General features: G+C 63.3%; 18 protein-coding genes. 13 read left to right on the forward strand and 5 right to left on the reverse strand.

The window, feature by feature from the left end; genetic code table 11:
- Window positions 1-60: 60 nt before the first annotated feature.
- The 3 genes from IC757_RS16210 to IC757_RS16220 form a co-directional block, all read right to left on the reverse strand.
- Window positions 61-3,321, reverse strand: a complete 3,261-nt coding sequence (locus IC757_RS16210; protein ID WP_190975311.1) for a S8 family serine peptidase — start codon at window positions 3,319-3,321, stop codon at window positions 61-63.
- Between the two features lie 185 nt (window positions 3,322-3,506).
- Complete coding sequence (locus tag IC757_RS16215; protein WP_190975312.1) at window positions 3,507-4,292, reverse strand: ABC transporter permease; 786 nt, start codon at window positions 4,290-4,292, stop codon at window positions 3,507-3,509.
- Complete coding sequence (locus tag IC757_RS16220; protein WP_190975313.1) at window positions 4,289-5,215, reverse strand: ABC transporter ATP-binding protein; 927 nt, start codon at window positions 5,213-5,215, stop codon at window positions 4,289-4,291. The genes IC757_RS16215 and IC757_RS16220 overlap by 4 nt, the downstream gene beginning before the upstream one ends.
- A gap of 109 nt (window positions 5,216-5,324) precedes the next feature.
- On the opposite strand from IC757_RS16220, the gene IC757_RS16225 reads away from it, so the two are divergent.
- The 3 genes from IC757_RS16225 to IC757_RS16235 are packed head-to-tail and all read left to right on the forward strand — an operon-like array spanning window position 5,325 to window position 8,667.
- Window positions 5,325-6,764, forward strand: a complete 1,440-nt coding sequence (locus IC757_RS16225; protein ID WP_190975314.1) for an alpha/beta hydrolase — start codon at window positions 5,325-5,327, stop codon at window positions 6,762-6,764.
- A complete protein-coding gene (locus IC757_RS16230; protein ID WP_190975315.1) occupies window positions 6,761-7,501 on the forward strand; it encodes an ATP-binding cassette domain-containing protein in 741 nt (246 codons plus the stop codon). Before IC757_RS16225 ends, IC757_RS16230 begins: the two co-directional genes overlap by 4 nt.
- Window positions 7,498-8,667 (forward strand): ABC transporter permease, encoded by a 1,170-nt coding sequence (locus IC757_RS16235; RefSeq protein WP_190975316.1) that lies wholly within the window; start codon window positions 7,498-7,500, stop codon window positions 8,665-8,667. The genes IC757_RS16230 and IC757_RS16235 overlap by 4 nt, the downstream gene beginning before the upstream one ends.
- Before the next feature lie 352 nt (window positions 8,668-9,019).
- Here the strand turns inward: IC757_RS16235 and IC757_RS16240 are convergent, their stop codons facing one another.
- Window positions 9,020-9,805: a DUF1295 domain-containing protein gene (locus IC757_RS16240; RefSeq protein ID WP_190975317.1), complete on the reverse strand. Its 786-nt coding sequence runs from the start codon at window positions 9,803-9,805 to the stop codon at window positions 9,020-9,022.
- Between the two features lie 188 nt (window positions 9,806-9,993).
- Window positions 9,994-10,152, reverse strand: a complete 159-nt coding sequence (locus tag IC757_RS16245) for a hypothetical protein (protein ID WP_190975318.1) — start codon at window positions 10,150-10,152, stop codon at window positions 9,994-9,996.
- 210 nt (window positions 10,153-10,362) lie between these two features.
- Here IC757_RS16245 and IC757_RS16250 point away from each other — a divergent pair, with 210 nt between their 5' ends.
- The 10 genes from IC757_RS16250 (at window position 10,363) to hisF (ending at window position 18,674) form a co-directional block, all read left to right on the forward strand.
- On the forward strand, window positions 10,363-11,262 hold the full coding sequence (locus tag IC757_RS16250; protein ID WP_190975319.1) for a DMT family transporter: 900 nt from the start codon (window positions 10,363-10,365) through the stop codon (window positions 11,260-11,262).
- A gap of 70 nt (window positions 11,263-11,332) precedes the next feature.
- Window positions 11,333-11,704 (forward strand): hypothetical protein, encoded by a 372-nt coding sequence (locus tag IC757_RS16255; RefSeq protein WP_190975320.1) that lies wholly within the window; start codon window positions 11,333-11,335, stop codon window positions 11,702-11,704.
- A gap of 194 nt (window positions 11,705-11,898) precedes the next feature.
- Entirely contained in the window at window positions 11,899-12,243 is a 345-nt protein-coding gene (locus IC757_RS16260; RefSeq protein ID WP_190975321.1) for a YerC/YecD family TrpR-related protein, read from the forward strand.
- Complete coding sequence (gene hisG, locus IC757_RS16265; protein WP_190975322.1) at window positions 12,243-13,133, forward strand: ATP phosphoribosyltransferase; 891 nt, start codon at window positions 12,243-12,245, stop codon at window positions 13,131-13,133. Before IC757_RS16260 ends, hisG begins: the two co-directional genes overlap by 1 nt.
- The gene (gene hisD, locus IC757_RS16270) at window positions 13,130-14,440 is read left to right on the forward strand and encodes a histidinol dehydrogenase (protein WP_190975323.1); all 1,311 of its coding nucleotides are present in this window, start codon (window positions 13,130-13,132) and stop codon (window positions 14,438-14,440) included. The genes hisG and hisD overlap by 4 nt, the downstream gene beginning before the upstream one ends.
- On the forward strand, window positions 14,437-15,498 hold the full coding sequence (gene hisC, locus IC757_RS16275; RefSeq protein WP_190975324.1) for a histidinol-phosphate transaminase: 1,062 nt from the start codon (window positions 14,437-14,439) through the stop codon (window positions 15,496-15,498). Before hisD ends, hisC begins: the two co-directional genes overlap by 4 nt.
- Window positions 15,495-16,562 carry a bifunctional histidinol-phosphatase/imidazoleglycerol-phosphate dehydratase HisB gene (gene hisB, locus IC757_RS16280; protein WP_190975325.1) on the forward strand — a complete coding sequence of 356 codons (1,068 nt, stop codon included), beginning with the start codon at window positions 15,495-15,497 and terminating at the stop codon, window positions 16,560-16,562. Before hisC ends, hisB begins: the two co-directional genes overlap by 4 nt.
- A complete protein-coding gene (hisH, locus tag IC757_RS16285; RefSeq protein ID WP_190975326.1) occupies window positions 16,559-17,188 on the forward strand; it encodes an imidazole glycerol phosphate synthase subunit HisH in 630 nt (209 codons plus the stop codon). Before hisB ends, hisH begins: the two co-directional genes overlap by 4 nt.
- Window positions 17,185-17,919 carry a HisA/HisF-related TIM barrel protein gene (locus IC757_RS16290; RefSeq protein WP_190975327.1) on the forward strand — a complete coding sequence of 245 codons (735 nt, stop codon included), beginning with the start codon at window positions 17,185-17,187 and terminating at the stop codon, window positions 17,917-17,919. The genes hisH and IC757_RS16290 overlap by 4 nt, the downstream gene beginning before the upstream one ends.
- A complete protein-coding gene (gene hisF, locus IC757_RS16295; RefSeq protein ID WP_190975328.1) occupies window positions 17,907-18,674 on the forward strand; it encodes an imidazole glycerol phosphate synthase subunit HisF in 768 nt (255 codons plus the stop codon). Before IC757_RS16290 ends, hisF begins: the two co-directional genes overlap by 13 nt.
- The last annotated feature ends 36 nt before the right edge of the window (window positions 18,675-18,710 follow it).

Consider the following 18,710-nt stretch of genomic DNA (forward strand, 5'->3'; position numbering starts at 1 on the left):
AAGGCCGCCCGGTGGGCGGCCTTCTGACTTGCAGCATCTGCGGGCGGAAGATTTGCCGCCTTATTGGTCGGCCTCGAAAGCATCGTGGAAGATGTCCGGAGCGACATTGAGCTGCACCGGCATCAGCGTGACCGGACGTTCCGGATCATTGCTGAGGACGCAGAAGGCCGATCGGTAGCTGCCGTCCTTCAGACCGGTGGCATAGAAATCCACGTTGACCGTCTCATGCTCGTCCGGATCAATCGTGCCACTGGTCGGCGACACGTTGGTCCACGGGTTGAACTGCTCACTGCAATCAACCGTACCTGTCAGCGTGAAGGCCCGTCCTTCCGGAACCGGGAACCAGAAGGGAGGCCAGCCGGCCAAGCCGCCTGGGCCAATCTCACGTCCTGCCCCGCTCTCACCGTGGAACCATGCATACAGGTTGTTGGGCCCCAGCGAGAACTCGTCGACATCCGGGTAGGCAGTCAGCCAGTACACTCCCGGCTCCAGTTCCAGCGGCGGAGCGCCTGCAGTGTCAAGATCCAGCGACATATTTGCATCGACAAAGCCCACGCCTGGATCTCCAACTTCTGCGCTAAACGACCAAATGGCACTTCCCGGATCGGTTTCGGGGTGGCCCGCGGGGACGCCATCGTCGTCGGCAAAGACCATCCAGTTCAGACCACTCACATCCGGCGAGCCAAGGGTGAAGCCGACCGAGAAAATGGTCTCAATACTAGACGGGGCCAGAAGGACAAACGCATCAGTCTGGTAGATACCGGTATCCTCGGCCGTGGCGAAGTTGTTGATCCTGCCTGAGGTGCCCGCTTGCGGGTTATCCCAGATCACCGTACTGACCACCGGGCCCGGCACATTCTGCGGACCCTGCTCGCTCAGTTCCCACTCCAGCGGTTCCTGGCCCACATTTAGAATGTCAAACTGGTGGGAGGCCACCGCGTCGCTCGCCAGGCCCACGGACAGCGATTCCGGAGAGAAGGCAATGGCCGGGGCAGGCTCACGGGAGATCAGCGCCACCGGCATCCGGGCGTTGGACACGCCCACGGTGGTTCCATCCTCCTCGATGTGAATGTCGGCGAAGTTCCATTGATCGAAGGGCACACCGGTGACATCGATCTCGATGTTCAGGGACTGTGTCGCGCCTGCTCCCAGCGTAAAGCTGCTAGGCGTCACATCAATGCTGATGCCCGATGGCACGGTGGTCGTGATGGTGTACTCAACCGGATCGGCAACCACGCTGCGTATGGTGCGCTGGAAACTGCACTCGGTAAAGCACTCGCTCTCCTTGATGGAGGAAAGGTTGAGCGTGGCTGGATTCCCTCCATCGGCCGGATTGGCAGCCTCGAAGTTGGCAATGGACTCATCCATGACGAATCCGACATCGGCGGCCGCGGCCACGTCAATGCGCCCGGACCCCATATCAAACGGATCGGCTGGCGTGCTGCCGTCTTCCTTGAGGTGATCCGGGTTTGCCGACAGCGTCAGGGCAGACCTGATTTCTGTCGGTGTCCAGGTCGGACGCTCGTGTGCGAGCAGGGCGGCGGCTCCTGCCACGTGGGGCGATGACATCGAGGTGCCACTGATGGCAACAAAATCATCGCTTTCCGCTCGGGCGCCGGCCAGGATCTGCACACCCGGTGCGGTAACGGCCGGGGCAATCACGTTGTGGGACGCCGGGCCACGCGAACTGAAATTCGCCATGATATCGGCATTGTCCGAATCGACTTCGATAATGGCTTCGACATCGAGAACGGCCACGTCGCCATCAATCTCGTCGATGAATGCATCGCCAGTGGAATCGGCAACCGAAAGCACCGGCACCGGTGCGTCTCCGAGGCCACCTAGAGACGCAATGCCAGACTCATTGTTGGCAATCACAACGAAGTTGGCGCCGGCGTCAACGGCGTTGTCCACTTTCTCTGCAAAGGTGCAACCGCCGCGACGAATCAGTGCGGCTTCGCCATCAAACGCATCGGCAGGAAAAGCGTCGCAGCCCTCGCTGTTTTCTGAATCCACATCTCCAGCGTAGCGCAGGTCACCGCTGTACGCACCAGTCAGGGGTGCGCCAAATGGCGATCCCCTGTATTCCTCCGTATCAGTGCCGATGGTCGCCAAAACGGCCAAAAGCCGCTGGTGGGTGCTGGCGCCGACCGCGATATTCCACGGGCCGGTCGAAGCTGCGGTAGAAGCGCCGGGACCGGAGTTGCCGGCCGATGCCGCCACGACAATGCCGGCCGCATTGGCGTCAAGGAAGGCCAGGCTGACGGCGCTGGCCCAGGGTGGCTCGCTATTGCTAATGGAATGATTCAGCACATGGACCCCGTCATTAACGGCATGGTCAACCGCTGCAATTCGGACATCCGCTGGGCAGGTCGGCTCACAAACCTTGTAGTTGATCAGATTGGCGCGTGGCGCGACACCGCTGATATCGACATCCAGATCGAGGTAATTGAAGGGAAAGACGATATCCAGCGGGTTGCCGGCTGCCGTACTGGCGACGTGGGTACCATGGTTATCCGTGTCGTCAGAGCTGGTGCTGAGCGGGTGAAGATTGTAGGTGCCGATCACCTTGTTGTTGCAGACATCTTCGTAATCCGATGCACTGGGGTCGGCACAGAGGCCCGTGAACACGCCGTCGCCATAAGGGTTGTCATGCACATGGCCATCGTCGGCCTCCTCAGCGAATGACGGATGATCAAAGTTGAATCCCGTGTCGAGGATCCCGATGATGATGCCTTCACCACGGTTATGCAGCCCGCTGATGGTGCTGCCGGCCCAGACGTCGGGCGCATTGATCAGGTCCGGGCCTTCATCGGTATGCAGCTCATCAATGCGATTTGGCTCGATTCCAGCCACGAATGGCAGTCGGGCGACCGCCTCGGCTTCTTCCTGGGTCAGCCGCAGGGTCATGCCATTGAGTACGTTCAGGAACTGACGCTCAGGGGTAAGCGAACGGCGCGATGTCTGCCCCATGGCCTGCAGGTAACTTTCCTGTTGCTCGGCCAGGAACTCGCGATAGGCGACGGCGGCCGAGCTGCGGGTATTGATGCGTTGGCCGGTCGCGCGTGGGCTGGTCGGGGCCAGGCCGCGGATTCCACCCTCGTAGCGAGCCAGTGACGGCTCTTCGAAGCGGACAATGTAGAGATAACGACCCTGCCGGTCGGCGGGTGCGATCTGACCACTGCTGGTCACTTCCATGGAGGCAGAGACATCCTCCGCCGTCAGCGCGTCCGTGTCGGCGGCCACGCCGGCGGTCATGGCAAAAGCCAGCACCGCCGCTATGGCGCCGCCGGGGCGCAGTGAAAATCTGATGGATGACATGAGTTCTTGACCTCCCTGTGTGTCAGGCTTCAGTGTGACAGTCATGTTGCCCGTGCGGCGATCGTCTCCCCCTGACGACCAGCATGGGGAGCGCTGAGACTAGCGCCAAGCGAGGCGAAACACAAGCCCTAACCGAAAGAGATGGAAAGGCGCATTCCGGGTACCAGTATTGGGCCGGACCGACCTCAGCTCCTCAGCCCCACCCCGCGCTTGAGCAGGGTCAGACTGACCCAGAACAGCACGGAGCCGAACCCGATCACGATGGCGTAGGCCAGCCACAGCGAAACGTCGCTGACGCCCAGCATGCCGTAGCGGAAGGCGTTGACCATGTAGAGAATGGGGTTGCCCATGGCAATCTGCTCCGTCACGCCTGGCAGCAGGCCGACGGTGAAGAACACGCCGCCCAGGTAGGTCATGGGCTGCAGGACAAAGGTGGGAATGATGGAGATATCGTCGAATTTCTGCGCGTAGACCGCGTTGATGAATCCGGCCAGGGCGAAGGTGACGGCCGTAAACAGCAGCATCGACAGCGTGATGGCCACGTTGTGTATGTGAAAGCCGGAAAACCAGATCGCGACCAGCCAGACCAGGATGCCGACAGTCAGGGCGCGGAACACGGCGCCGGAAACATAGCCGGCCAGAATGATCCATGGCGGCAGCGGCGAAACCAGCAACTCTTCGATATGCTTGCCGAACTTGGCGCCGAAAAACGACGAGGTGATATTGCCGTAGGAATTGGTGATCACGCTGAGCATGATCAGCCCCGGCACGATGAAATCCAGGTAAGGCATGCCGCCCATCTCGCCCACGCGCCGACCGATGATGGCCCCGAAGATCACGAAATACAGGCTCATGGTGATCATCGGCGGCAACAGGGTTTGCGGCCAGATGCGCAGTATGCGCGTAATTTCCTTGATCAGGATGGTCTGGTAGCCAATCCAGAATGTTCTTGCCGATACCTTGTCGCTCACGCTGCCTGCCCCTCTTCAAAGCCGACCAGGCGGACGAACAACTCCTCGAGACGATTGGCCTTGTTGCGCATCGACTTGATTTCTATGCCCTCATCCTCGAGCACCCTGAACAGGCGATTCAGCCGTTGCGACTTGGGGATACTGGCTTCCAGGGTCAACGAGTCGCGCAGGTGAATATCCATGCCGTCGACGCGGGGCGCCTGATCAATCGGTTCACACAGATCCAGCACGAAGGTCTCGACCTGCAGCTTATCGAGCAATGCCTTGACCGAGGTGTTTTCGACAATCTGGCCGTGATCGATGATGGCCACGTTGCGACACAGTTGTTCGGCCTCTTCCAGGTAGTGAGTGGTCAATATGACCGTGGTGCCGGCCTGGTTGATCTCGGAAATGAAGCGCCACATCGAGCGCCGGATTTCGATGTCCACGCCGGCGGTGGGTTCGTCGAGAATCAGCAACCTGGGCTGATGCACCATGGAGCGGGCGATTAGCAGGCGTCGCTTCATGCCGCCGGAAAGCTGGCGAGAGGGTCCGAAAGCCTTGTCCCAGAGGCTGAGCTTCCTGAGGTAATACTCGGCGCGTTCCTTGGCAATGCGGCGGGGCACGCCGTAGTAACCGCCCTGGTTGACGACGATATCGAAGGGCTTCTCAAACTGATTGAAGTTGACCTCCTGCGGCACCAGCCCAATCTCGGCCATGGCCCGGGAGCGCTGGGTCTGAACGCTGGTTCCGAATACCTTCGCCTCGCCGGCAGTGGCGTTGACCAGCGAACTGACGATGCCGATCAGCGTGGATTTGCCGGCGCCGTTGGGGCCAAGCAGGGCAAAGAAATCACCCTCCTCGACCGCCAGGTCGACACCCTTGAGTGCCTGCACGCCATTCTTGTAGGTCTTCTGGAGTCCTCGAATGTCCAGGGCTTTCATGACTAATCGCCTATTGGATTCCTTGGTCGGGGCCGGCACAATAGCAGGCCGATTGTATAACCACATTCATCTTGGGTTGATCCGGGTGGGAATCAAACGACATTTGCTCATGGGACTGCTCCTGCTGCCCGGCAGCGCTGTGCTGCTGGCCGAAAACGAACGCTGGGACGGGCTGGAGAACTGCGAGATCTCGATTGCCGGCGGTCGGCTGTCGGCCGATGCGCTGTGCGGGACGCTGCCCGTGGCCGAGAATCCGGCCGCGCCCGAAGGTCGGCAGATCGACCTGGCGTTTGCTGTGTCGCCGGCCCGGGCCAGTCGCGCCGAACCCGACCCGGTGGTATTTCTGGCCGGTGGGCCCGGTCAGTCGGCACGCGACCTGCTGCCGGTCATGAAGCGGACGCTGCGCGACGTCAATCGCGATCGCGATCTGGTCTTTGTCGACCAGCGCGGCACCGGCGGGTCCAATGCACTCGACTGCGAGGCCGGCGCGCCGGAAGAGATGTGGATGGAGGTCGACGGGCAGCTCGCCAGCGAATACCTGCGCGATTGCATGCGGGAATGGGACGCCGATCTGCGCTTCTACACCACCAGCGACGGCGCGGCCGACCTGGAGCATTTTCGCGAACACTTCGCCTTCGACCAGCTCAACCTGGTCGGCGGATCCTACGGCACTCGCATGGCGCAGGTGTACCTGCGCAACTACCCCGACCGTGTGCGCAGCGTGATCCTCGATGGCGTGGTGCCAGTGCGCCTGCACCTGGGCTCCGAACACGGCCTGATGCTCGACCGCGCCCTTGAACGCATTTTTGCAGCCTGCAATCAAGACCCGGCCTGTTCCGAGCACTTCCCGGACCTGGAGCAGGCCTTCGCAGATCTCAAGGCCCGCTACCGCAACAACAATCAATCGGTCTTTGTTACCCATCCGCGCACCGGTCGCGGTTTCGAGATGGAGTTCAACCGCGATGTCCTGGCCAGCGCGCTCAGGTTTCTTGCCTACGGTGCGGAAAGCCAGATGATGATTCCCTACCTGGTCCACGAAGCCGCGTCCAGCGGCAGCCCGGAACGTCTGGCCAGCCAGGCGCTGATCGTCACCGACCGCATGATGGACATGATGGCGGTGGGTCTGAATTTCAGCGTGGGCTGCAGCGAGGACTGGCCGGGCTGGCCGCGGGACATCGACCAGTCTCACACGCTGCTGGGCGACAGCCTCACCGAGGCCTACGACGATGTGTGCGAGTGGTGGCCGGCCGGCGACCGACCGGACGACTTTCACCAGCCTTTCGAATCGGACGTACCGGCCCTGCTGATGTCGGGTGAACTCGACCCCGTCACACCCCCGTCCTACGGAGACGAGGCCCTGGAACAGTACCCCAACGGCAAGCATCTCGTGGCCAGCGGCCGCGGCCATATCGTGCTGACCAACCGCTGCATGAGCCGCATCGCCACGGAGTTCATACGCACTCACTCGGTTGACGAGCTCGACACCGATTGCATGAGTGCCATCGGCCCCGAACCATTCTTCCTCGACCTGCTGGGACCGGCACCATGATTGAAGCACAGGGCTTGCGCAAGACCTTCAACAAGGGCCGGGTCGTGGCAGTCGACGATGTCAGCTTTACCGCCCGCGACGGACAGATCACCGGGCTGCTGGGGCCCAACGGCGCCGGCAAGACCACAACGTTGCGGATGCTCTACACCCTGCTGCAGCCCGACGCCGGCAGCATGCGCGTCGACGGCATTGATCCGCAAAGCGATCCGCTTCACATCAAGCGCGCCCTGGGCGTGGTGCCCGACTCGCGCGGGCTGTACGACCGGCTGACCGCGCGCGAGAACATTCGCTATTACGGCGACCTGCAGGGGCTGAGTCGCGACACCATCAACCAGCGTATCGACCGCCTGGCCGAGGTGCTGGATATGGGCGAGTTCATCGACCGGCGCACCGACGGCTTTTCGCAGGGTCAGCGCGTCAAGGTGGCCATCGCCCGCGCCCTGATCCACGAGCCGCGCACCATTCTGCTCGACGAACCCTCCAACGGACTCGATGTCATGACCACCCGCTCCCTGCGCGGCTTTCTACAGCGACTGCGTGCCGAAGGTCGCTGCGTGGTGCTGTCGACACACATCATGCAGGAAGTCGCCGCCCTGTGTGATCACATCGTCATCATTGCCGACGGCCGGGTGGCCGCCGAAGGCAGCAAGGAACAATTGCTGGAACGATCAGGCGAACAGAACCTCGAGGACGCTTTCGTGCGCCTGATCGGCACCGACGAGGGGCTGCTGGCATGAAGGCCGTATTCACCAAGGAACTGCTGGACAACTTCCGCGACCGTCGGGTGGTCATCAACACCCTGATTCTGGGCCCGCTGATGGGGCCGGTGATCTTCGCGCTGATGATTTCATTCATGACTCGGCAGGCCACCGAACGCATGGAAGCACCGCTGGAGCTGCCCGTGGTCGGCGCCGAACATGCCGCCGAGCTGGTCGGGTTTCTGGAGCGCCAGGGCGTGGAGATTCTGGACGCGCCTGACGATCCCGAACAGGCCGTGCGCGACGAAGAGTACGAGGTCATCCTGCGCTTCGGCCCGGAATTCGGCGAGCATTGGCGTGAGGGGCGCCCGGCACCGCTGGAAATCATCACCGACCAGTCGCGCCGCTACGCCGGGGCATCCGTGTCGCGCGTACGCGGGTATCTCAATGCGTGGACCACCCAGATCAGCCAGGCCCGACTGCAATTGCGCGGCGTGCACCCGGAACTGACGCGGCCGGTTCATATCCAGGTGACCGACCTGTCCACCCCGGAATCGCGCGGCGGCATGCTGCTGGCCTTCCTGCCCTACTTCATCCTGATCACCGTATTCATGGGCTCGATGCACATGGCCATCGACACCACCGCCGGTGAGCGGGAACGCAAATCCCTGGAACCCCTGCTGATCAACCCGCTACCCCGCTGGCAGATCATGGCCGGCAAACTCGCGGCCACTACCTTCTTTGCCATGGCCACGCTGGGCCTGGGGCTGATCGCCTTCGTCTATGCCATGGGCTTTCTCCCGGTGGCCGACATGGACATGGCACTGAATCTCGACTTCCGCGTGGCCGCCTGGGCCTTCCTGCTGGTCGCGCCGGCCGCATTGCTCGCCGCCGCCCTGCTCACCATCCTGGCCTCTTTCGCCAAGAGCTTTCGCGAAGCCCAGAGTTACATGGGCATGGTCATCATCGTGCCGATGATCCCCTCCCTGTGGATGCTCGTCGACCCGGCCCGGGCCGAATCCTGGATGACCCTGGTGCCACTGCTCAGCCAGAACGTGCTGATCCTGGAACTGGTCCGCGGCGAACCGATCAACCTCGTCTGGGTCGGGCTGTCGCTGCTGTCAACCACGGCCCTGGCCCTCGCACTGGCCCTCATCGCCGGTACGCTGTATAACCGGCCGCGGTTGATATTCACCTCGGCTTGAAGACGGTGAAAGGTAAGAGGTGAAAGGTAAGAGGTGAAAGGTGAAAGGTGAAAGGTGAGGTGACTTCCAGTTCTATTAACCCGGCAACCAAACAGGTTGCCGGGTTATTGCCCGGCCGGTACGGCCGGGGCCGCGAAGCGAAGGTATTTGCGGACATGCGCCGCAAATGCCGTGCAACGAATACCATAGGTATTTCGTTGCCGGTTTAATGATGGGGCGCAATAGGCTTGATCCCGTAGGCCGGTGAATGCCGCACTGAGAATATTCCAAGGCGTAGGCAATGACCTCAACCCGCCCTTCCTTTCACCTTTCACCTTTCACCTTTCATCTCTTACCTCTTACCTTTAACCTTTCACCTCTTACCTTTTTCCTTTTTCCACGGCCAGGGGAAAAACGCCGAAGTCGTCCGCTGATACTCCCGATACACCTCGCCGCGCGATTTCAGCGCCTGTTTCTCGGTATATGGGATGCCGCTGAGGCGATAGAGAAACAGCAGCATCACCGCCGGCCCCAGCCAGGCCACCCAGGCATTGGGGGCGCCGATGGCCACCAGCGGGTAGCTGAACCAGTGCAGCCACTCGAAAAAGTAATTGGGATGGCGTGAATAGCGCCACAATCCGGTATTGCAGACCCGCCCGGCCTGCTCGGGATCGGCCTTGAAGGCGGCCAGCTGACGATCGGCAATGGATTCCCCGGCCAGACTGACAAACCAGATGGCAACACCAGCGATCACCCAGCCTGACAGGGCAGGAGAAGGATCGTTCGCCACCACCCAGACGGGCAGTGAAAACAGCCACGCAACCACGGCCTGGAGAATAAAGAAAAACAGCAGGAAAGACTGCTGACGCTTCCCGAAGTGTTCGCGCATGGCCCGGTAGCGGCCATCCTCACGGGTCTCGCTGGCCAGTCGAACCACCAGGTGCCGGGTCAGTCGTATCGACCAGGTTCCGGCCAGGAGAAAGGCAAGAACGCGCTTTTCCGGCGCACCATCTCCCAACACGGCCCAAGCCAGCGCCTGTACGCCAATCAGGCCGGACCAGGCCGCATCCACCCAGTCGGCACGACCAGAACGGCGCTGCCAGGCCCACAACAGCAGCATGACCAGCAAGCAGAGCAAAAAGGTGAATAACAGCAGCATGAACGATGAACTCAGCCTGGAACGACCGATTCACTGTATCCGAAATAACGAACGCCCGCCGTGACGGCGGGCGCCGTGCGTCAATCCATGTTGCTCGACTGACGCATCAGGTGTCGAATGTTGCTGACACCGCGGGTTCCCCTTCCCGAATTCCTGTAACCATCACAACCCCCACAACCTATAGGGCCTTACTCGGCCCGAACGGCTCGATCAGCCCGATCGAGACTCTGCAGCCACTCGACAACCACTTCGTCGGCGAGCAGGCTTTCGAATTCCTGGTCGGCCACCGGTTCGTCCACGCGCAGGTCGGGACCTTCGCTGACGCTGATAAGATTGAGTTCGGCCATGATCTTGTTCCATTCTGTTCCTTTCGTGGTTTCTATCTTGCACGAGGCATGCCAAACGGGCGCGAGAACCGCAAAACGGGGAAAAGGGACCGAATCCGGAAGACCCGGTCGAGGCCAAAGTGACAGATTTCGTCAGCCAGGTGACAGCTTGCGTCGCCTTCATGGAGACGATCTGAGGCACAATGTCGGCTGTTTTGCCTGGTTGCCTTCATGCCCGCCTCGCATTTCCTGTTACTGCTGTTCATCTGTCTGGTCTGGGCCGGCAACTTTATTGCCGCGGCCTGGGCGGTGCAGACCATGGAGCCCATTACCTTCACGGTAGTAAGGTTCTCGCTGGTGCTGTTACTGCTGCTGCCGCTGTTGCGTTTTCCGGCGCGTCGGCAGTGGCTGCTGCTGGTCAGTTGTTGCTGGACCATGGGTGCGATTCATTTCGGGCTGATCTTTTTTGCCCTGGGGCGCTCCGCCGATGTCTCCTCGATCGCGCTGCTGATGCAGATCTACATTCCCATGTCGACCCTGCTGGCCGTGCTGGTGCTGGGCGAACGCATCGGCTGGCGGACCACGACCGGCATTCTGGTGTCGTTTTCCGGCGTACTGATCATGGGGCTGGACCCGCTTGTGCTCGCGCAGATCGATGTTCTGCTGCTGGTGCTGGCCTCGGCCCTGTCATTGGCCACCGGCACCATACTCATGCGCCGGCTGCAAGGCATCAGCGTGCTCAACTTTCAGGCCTGGAACGCACTGCTTTCGGTCGTACCACTTGCCCTGCTGGCACTCTGGTTCGAGGATCCGATCCAGGGTATCCCGGCCAGCTTCAGCGCACCGGATGTCTGGCTGGCCGTCGCCTACTCGGCCATTGGCGCCTCGATCATCGGCCATGGCGGTTTCTACTGGCTGATCCAGCGCCATGAAGTCAACCGCATCACGCCCTACCTGCTGCTGGTGCCCATTCTTGCGGTGTTGCTGGGTGTGCTGTTCTGGGGTGATCGCCCCGGGCCGCGCCTGCTCAGCGGTGGTGCCCTGGTGCTTGCCGGTGTCCTGTGGATCACCCTCAGGGCCCGCTGGCGCCGCCGCCCGCGCATTCCCAAACCGGCACCGCCGTCCCCGTAATCCCGATTCAGAGAGGATTCAGGCCAATGCGCGACAATGGCCGTCATCATCAACCGTCCGGGCCACCCTGATGACACGCCTTGTTTCCATCCTGGCCATCGTCCTGCTGGCATCTCTGGCTCAAGCAGGGCCACCGCATCCGATGCATTCCGTCGCCGGCCCGCAGTACGGGCACGACCACCACCCTCACCCCAGGCAGCGCCTGGCCCGCTGGTATGCCGGCGAATCCATGCGCCAGAACGAAGAAGCCCGCCAGATGGTGTGCGGCTTCACCGGCCAGCGCTGGGCACTGGACTGGGACATGCATTACCGCTGGGCGCTGCGCGCCAACCCCAACCGCGTCTACCGCGAAATCGACCAACGCGACCGCCACCTCGCCCGCTGCCGCGCCCGCAAACTCCGCGAACACCGCCAACCACCCCCAGGCCGCCCCTACAAATAACCAGCCACCCCATCTCCCATCTCCCGTCTCCCCTCTTCCCCTCTTCCCCTCTTTCCCTCTTCCCCTCTTTCCCTCTTTCCGTCTTTCCCTCTTTCCGTCTCCCGTTTTTCCGTCTCCCGTCTTTCCGTCTTTCCGTCTTGCCCCACAACACCCAACGTGTTAACGTACTAGCACGCTAATACATCACCCCGGCCATGAAACAACACGACCCCGAACACATCGCGGCCAATCGCGCCGCCCGCTCCAGCCTGGCCGAAGCCTTTCTGAGCATGCAAACGGCCGAGGAGATGCGCGCCCTGCTCAAGGACCTCACCACCCCGGCCGAGCTCGAAGCCCTGGTCGATCGCTGGCGGGTCGTCAAGTTTCTCGACGAGGGCCGGCCCTACCGCGAGATTCACGACCTGACCGGGGTCAGCGTGACCACCATTGGCCGGGTGGCTCGCTTTCTGGAACAGGGCAATGGTGGCTACCAGCTCGCACTGGAACGCATCAAGGCCCGCGCCGACGACACCCACACTTCAGACATCGAGACAAACTGATGAACCGGATACAAATCGCCATCCAGAAGTCCGGCCGCCTGGCCGACAAGTCGCTGAGCCTGCTGGAGCGCTCCGGCCTGCAATTCGCCCGCAGCAAGGACAAGCTGTTCTGGTTCGGGCGCAACCTGCCGGTCGATCTGCTGCTGGTGCGTGACGACGACATTCCGCGCCTGCTCATCGAGAACGTCTGCCAACTCGGCATCGTCGGCGAGAACGTGGCCGAAGAAAAACTGCTGGAGGTGCAGCAGCAGCGGCCGGACGCCACACTCGAGTCGCTGTTGCGGCTGGACTACGGCCACTGCCGGTTGAAACTCGCAGTGCCCGAAGCAGCACGCTTCGAAAGCATCAATGACCTGTCCGGTCGCAGATTGGCCACCAGCTATCCCTGGCTGGTGCGTCGCTACCTCGACCAGCACGATATTCAGGCCGACATCGTCACCCTCAACGGTGCGGTCGAGATCGCCCCCAGCCTGGGTACGGCCGATGCCATTGTCGACCTGGTCTCCACCGGCACCACCCTGCGCGCCAATCACCTGCGCCCCGTGGCCGAGGTCATGCAAAGCCAGGCTGCACTCTATCGCTGCCCGGCCGCTCTGGGTACCGAAAGTGAGGAACTGATCGGCAAGCTGCTGACTCGCATCCAGGGGGTGCAGCAGGCCGCCGAGTCCAAGTACGTGATGCTGCATGCCCCCAGGTCGCGCCTGGCCGAAATATCGGCCATCCTGCCGGGTGCCGAATCACCCACCATCCTGGACCTCGAAGGCCAGGAAGACCGGGTGGCCGTACACGCGGTCTGCACCGAGCAGGTGTTCTGGGAGCATCTGGAAGAACTCAAGGAAGCCGGCGCCTCGGCGGTGCTTGTGCTGCCGGTGGAGAAGATACTGGCATGAAGATCATTGCTCTCGACACGCTGGATGCAGGCGAGCGCCAGAAGCTGCTGGCCCGACCCGAAATGGAAACGGGCGCGGAACTGCGCGCCACCGTGGCCGACATCATTGCCGAGGTGCGCGCCCGCGGCGATGCCGCCGTACGCGAGTACGGGCAACGCTTCGACCCGCAATCACCGGAGCGGCTGCTGGCCGATCCATCCTCCCTGACTGAGGCCGCCGGGGAGCTGGATCCGGAACTGATCGAGGCCATCGATACCGCCATGGCCACGGTCGAAACCTTTCACGCCGCGGCCCGGCCGCGCGACCAGATCGTCGAGACCGCGCCCGGCGTGACCTGCCAGGCGCGCTGGCAGGCCATCGATCCGGTCGGATTATATGTGCCGGCCGGCAGCGCGCCATTGCCATCGACCGCCATCATGCTGGCCGTGCCGGCGCGACTGGCTGGGTGCGAACAGATCGTGCTGGCCACGCCACCGGGCGCGGACGGGCGTGCCGACGCCGCCGTGCGCTACATTGCCCGTCGTCTGGGCATCGACACCGTGGTGATCGCCGGTGGCGCACAGGCCGTGGCCGCCATGGCTTTCGGTACCGAATCAGTGCCGAAAACGGCCAAAATCTTCGGCCCAGGCAACCGCTTTGTCACCGAGGCCAAGCGCCAGGTGGCCGGCACCGCCGCCGGAGCCGCCATCGATCTGCCGGCCGGACCCTCGGAAGTCATGGTCATTGCCGATGATTCAGCCGATGCCGAGTTCGTCGCCATGGACCTGCTCAGCCAGGCAGAACACGGCCCCGATTCGCAGGTCTTCCTGGTGACCGACTCCGACCGCATCGCGCGCGAAACCGCCTTTGCTCTTTCCCGGCTGCTGCCCACGCTGCCGCGACACGAGGTCGCACGCCAGGCCCTGGAAAGCGGCGCCATTCTTACGACCGCCGATCTCGAACAAGCCGTGGCCGTGGCCAACGAATACGCGCCGGAACATCTGATCCTGGCCACCCGCGAGGCCGACAGTCTCAGCCGCCAGGTGCGCAATGCCGGTTCGGTCTTTCTCGGGCATTTCACGCCCGAGGCGCTGGGCGACTACATCTCCGGCACCAACCATGTTCTGCCCACCGGCGGCTGGGCACGTGCCATCAGCGGCCTGTCGATCACCGACTTCATGCGTCGCATGACCGTGCAGCGCGCCACGCCGGAAGGTCTCGGCAGACTCGGCCCGGCCGGGGCACGCCTGGCCGCCCATGAAGGCCTGGACGCACACCGCCGGGCCATCACGCTTCGCCTCGAACGGCTGGCCGGGGAAGGCGCATGAGTATTGCCAACCTGGCGCGGCCGGAAGTGCTGGCACTGCAGCCCTACGCCTCGGCGCGACGCCTGGCCGACAGCGACGGCATTCTGCTCAATGCCAACGAGAACCCGTGGGCGCCCAATACCGAAGGCCTGCCGCTCAATCGCTACCCCGACCCGCAACCCGAGGATCTGCGACAGGCGCTGGCCACGGAGTACGGCGTCGACCCCGGGCAATTGCTGATCACCCGTGGCAGCGACGAAGGCATCGACCTGCTGGTACGCAGTTTCTGCCGGCCCGACACCGATCGCGTGCTGATCTGCCCGCCCTGCTTCGGCATGTATGCCCTGAGTGCAAGAGTCCAGGGCGCGCGGGTCCGCGAAGTGCCGCTGATCGAAACCGATGGCGACTTCCAGGCCGACTTCGATCGCATCGCCTCCGAATCGCCCTGTCGGCTTTACTTTCTTTGCTCGCCCAACAACCCGACCGGCAACGAGCTGCCCGCCGAGGCCGTCACGACCCTGGCCGAAAAGGTCAAAGGGCATGGGCTGGTAGTGGTCGACGAGGCCTACCAGGAGTTCGGCACCCGGCCATCGCTGTCGGCACAGGTGCAGCATTCCAGCAACCTGGTGGTGTTGCGCACACTCTCGAAAGCCTTTGGTCTGGCCGGTTGCCGCATCGGCGTGGTCATTGCCCACCCGGAGGTCATCGGTATTCTTGGGCGCATCATAGCGCCCTATCCACTGCCCACACCGGCCGTGGAAGCGGCGCTGGCCGCCCTGAGCCCGGAAGGCCGGGACAAAAGGGACAAGCAACTGGCCCGACTGGCCACGGAAAAGTCCCGGCTGGTCGAAGCCCTGGAACAGCACCCCGCCATGCTCAGGGTATGGCCGGGGGCGGCCAACTTCGTGCTGGTGCGCACCCGGCCCGGCGCCGGGCTGGTCGAGGCCGCGGCCGCTGCCGGCATCCGCCTGCGCGACCAGTCGGCCCAGCCGGGCCTGACCGACTGCGTGCGCATCACCGTGGGCAGCCCGAGCGAAAACGAACAACTGATGACTTTTCTTGGAGAGTGGCAGACATGAGCCTGCAGAAGATTCTATTTGTCGACCGCGACGGCTGCCTGATCGAGGAACCCGCCGACGAACAGGTCGACTCGCTGGAGAAGCTGCGCCTGATGCCGGGCGTGATACCGGCCCTGCTCACCCTCAGGCAGGCCGGCTACCGCCTGGTCATGGTGTCGAACCAGGACGGGCTGGGCACCGACGACTTCCCACACGAGCAGTTCGAGAAGCCGCATGCACTGATGAAGCAGATCTTCAGCTCGCAGGGTATCGAGTTCGACGCCGAGCACATCGACCCGACCCGGCCCGAGGACAACGCACCCACGCGCAAGCCCGGCATCGGCATGTTGCTCGACTACCTGGCCGATCCCACGCTGGATCGTCAGCGCTCGGCCGTGGTCGGCGACCGCGAGACCGACCTGGAACTGGCGGCCAACATGGGCCTGCCCGGATACCGGGTCGGCCCCCTGGGCCAGTCCTGGGACGAAATCGTGCGCGCCATTCTCGACAGCGACCGGCGCGGCCACGTCTCGCGCACGACGCGCGAAACCGCCATCGATGTTTCAGTCAATCTCGACCAGACCCGCCCGGTGAACATCAGCACCGGCATCGGCTTTTTCGACCACATGCTCGAACAGATCGCCGCCCACGGCGGTTTTGCCCTGGAGATGAAGTGCAGCGGCGATCTGGAAGTCGATGAACACCACACGGTGGAAGACTGCGCCCTGGCCCTGGGCAGCGCTCTGGACCAGGCACTGTCCGATCGTTCCGGCATCGGTCGCTACGGCTTTGTGCTGCCCATGGACGAAGCCGTGGCACAGGTTTCCATCGATCTTTCCGGTCGACCGGCCTGCGTGATCAAGGGCGAGTTTCCACGCGAATCGGTTGGCGGCCTGCACACCGAAATGGTCACGCACTTCTTCGCGTCGCTTTCGCAGACCCTGCGGGCCGCGATCCACGTGCAGGTCACTGGCGAAAACACGCATCACATGGTCGAGGCCTGCTTCAAGGGCGTCGGCCGCGCGCTGCGCCCGGCACTGGCGCGCACCGACTCCGGCACACCCTCGACCAAGGGGGTGTTGTGAGCGGCCGGTCCGACCGCGCCGATGTCGTCATCATCGACACCGGCGGGGCCAACCTCGGTTCGGTTCGATACGCCCTGGAGCGTCTTGAGACCCGCGTTCGGGTCAGCCGCGATGCCGACGAGATCCGCTCGGCCTCACACGTGATCATGCCCGGCGTGGGCGCGGCGGCCTGGGCCATGAACCATCTGCACGAGTCCGGCCTGGTGGACTTGATCGGCACGCTGAAACAACCCGTACTGGGCATCTGCCTGGGCCTGCAACTGATGTTCGAATCCTCGGCCGAGGGCGACGTGGCCTGCCTGGGCCTGATGTCCGGCCGGGTCAAGGCGCTGCCGGGCGGGCCCGGCCTGAGACTCCCGCACATGGGCTGGAACCAGCTCGTCTGGCAGCACGACGACCCGCTGGCACGCGGCTTTGACGGCAGCGAATGGTTCTACTTCGTGCATGGTTACGCCGCACCGGCCGCTTCAGCCGTGGCCATCAGCCAGCATGGTCAGCCTTTCGCGGCCATCGTCCGGCGCGACAATTTCGTGGCCTGCCAGTTTCACCCCGAAAAATCGGCGGGCGCCGGGCGCCGCCTGCTGGAAAACTTTCTGCAAACAGAACCGACTCGGAGTACCGCATGAAGATTCTTCCGGCCATCGACCTGCGCGACGGGCGCGTGGTTCGGCTTGAGCAGGGCGACTACGGGCGCGAGACGCGCTACGACGACGATCCTCTGCTACTGGCGCAACGCTACGCCGAGGCCGGCGCGCGCCGCATTCACGTCGTCGACCTCGACAGCGCGCGCGATGGTGGCCGGGCCAACCTCGACATCATCGCCAGGCTGTGCCGGGAGCTGGACGTGGCAATCCAGACCGGCGGCGGAGTGCGCTCCCTCGATGACCTCAAACAGCGTTTGGATATCGGGGCCAGCCAGGTGGTGATCGGCAGCCTGTGCGTCCGCAAGCCTGAGCAGATTTCGGACTGGCTGGGCCGGCCCGAGGGCAAACGCATCGTCGCCGGGCTGGATGTCAGCGCCGATGACCAGGGCCGCTGGATGCCCCGGGCGGCCGGCTGGACCGAGAGCGGCGAAACCGATCTGTTGACCTTGCTCGACACACTGGTAACGGCCGGTTTGAACGAAGTACTGTGCACCGACATCGAGCGCGACGGCATGTTTTCCGGGCCATCACTGGCGCTCTACCAGGCCATAGCCGACCGTTTCCCGAATCTAGCCGTGCAGGCTTCCGGGGGCGTGGGTTCGGCCGCCGACCTGGACGCGGTGGCCACCACCGGCGTCAGCGCCTGTATCGTCGGGCGTGCTTTGCTGGAAGGCCGCGTGGCCATGAGCGAGGTGACCCGATGGTCGCGGTAAGACTGATCCCCTGCCTGGACGTGCGCGACGGGCGCGTGGTCAAGGGCGTGCGTTTTCGCGACCATCGCGACATGGGCGATATCGTCGCCTTGGCCGAACGCTATCGCGATGCCGGCGCCGACGAGCTGGTGTTCTACGACATCACCGCCAGCCCGCAGCAGCGCAGCGTCGACATCGACTGGGTGGAACGCGTGGCCGCGGCCATCGACATTCCGTTCTGCGTGGCCGGCGGCATTCGCGATGTCGCCACCGCCCGCCAGGTGCTGCATGCCGGGGCCGACAAGGTCTCGGTCAATTCCCCGGCACTGGAGCGGCCCGAACTCATCGCCGAGTTGGCCGATGCCGTCGGATCGCAGTGCGTGGTGGTCGGCATCGACTCGCTGCGCGAGAAGCAGCAATTGCGCGTGCGCCAGTACACCGGCGACCCGGACAACATGGTCGATCCGCGCCGCGATACCGTCAGCTGGGTCGAGAAAGTCCAGCGCCTGGGTGCCGGCGAGATCGTGCTCAACTGCATGGATGCCGATGGCGTGCGCAGCGGCTATGACATCGAGCAACTGGCCATGATTCGCCCGCGTTGCCAGGTGCCGCTGATTGCCTCGGGGGGCGCGGGCTGCCAAGAGCATTTTCTGGACGTGTTTCGCCAGGCCGATGTCGATGGCGCCCTGGCCGCCACCGTGTTTCACTCCGGCCAGATCGACATCCCCGAACTCAAGACCTGGCTGGCGTGCCATGACGTGATCGTGCGGGAATGACTCTCCCGATCACGACCACGCGACCTCGTACTCAAA

It is taken from the genome of Wenzhouxiangella sp. AB-CW3 (genome assembly GCF_014725735.1).
GTDB lineage: Bacteria > Pseudomonadota > Gammaproteobacteria > Xanthomonadales > Wenzhouxiangellaceae > Wenzhouxiangella.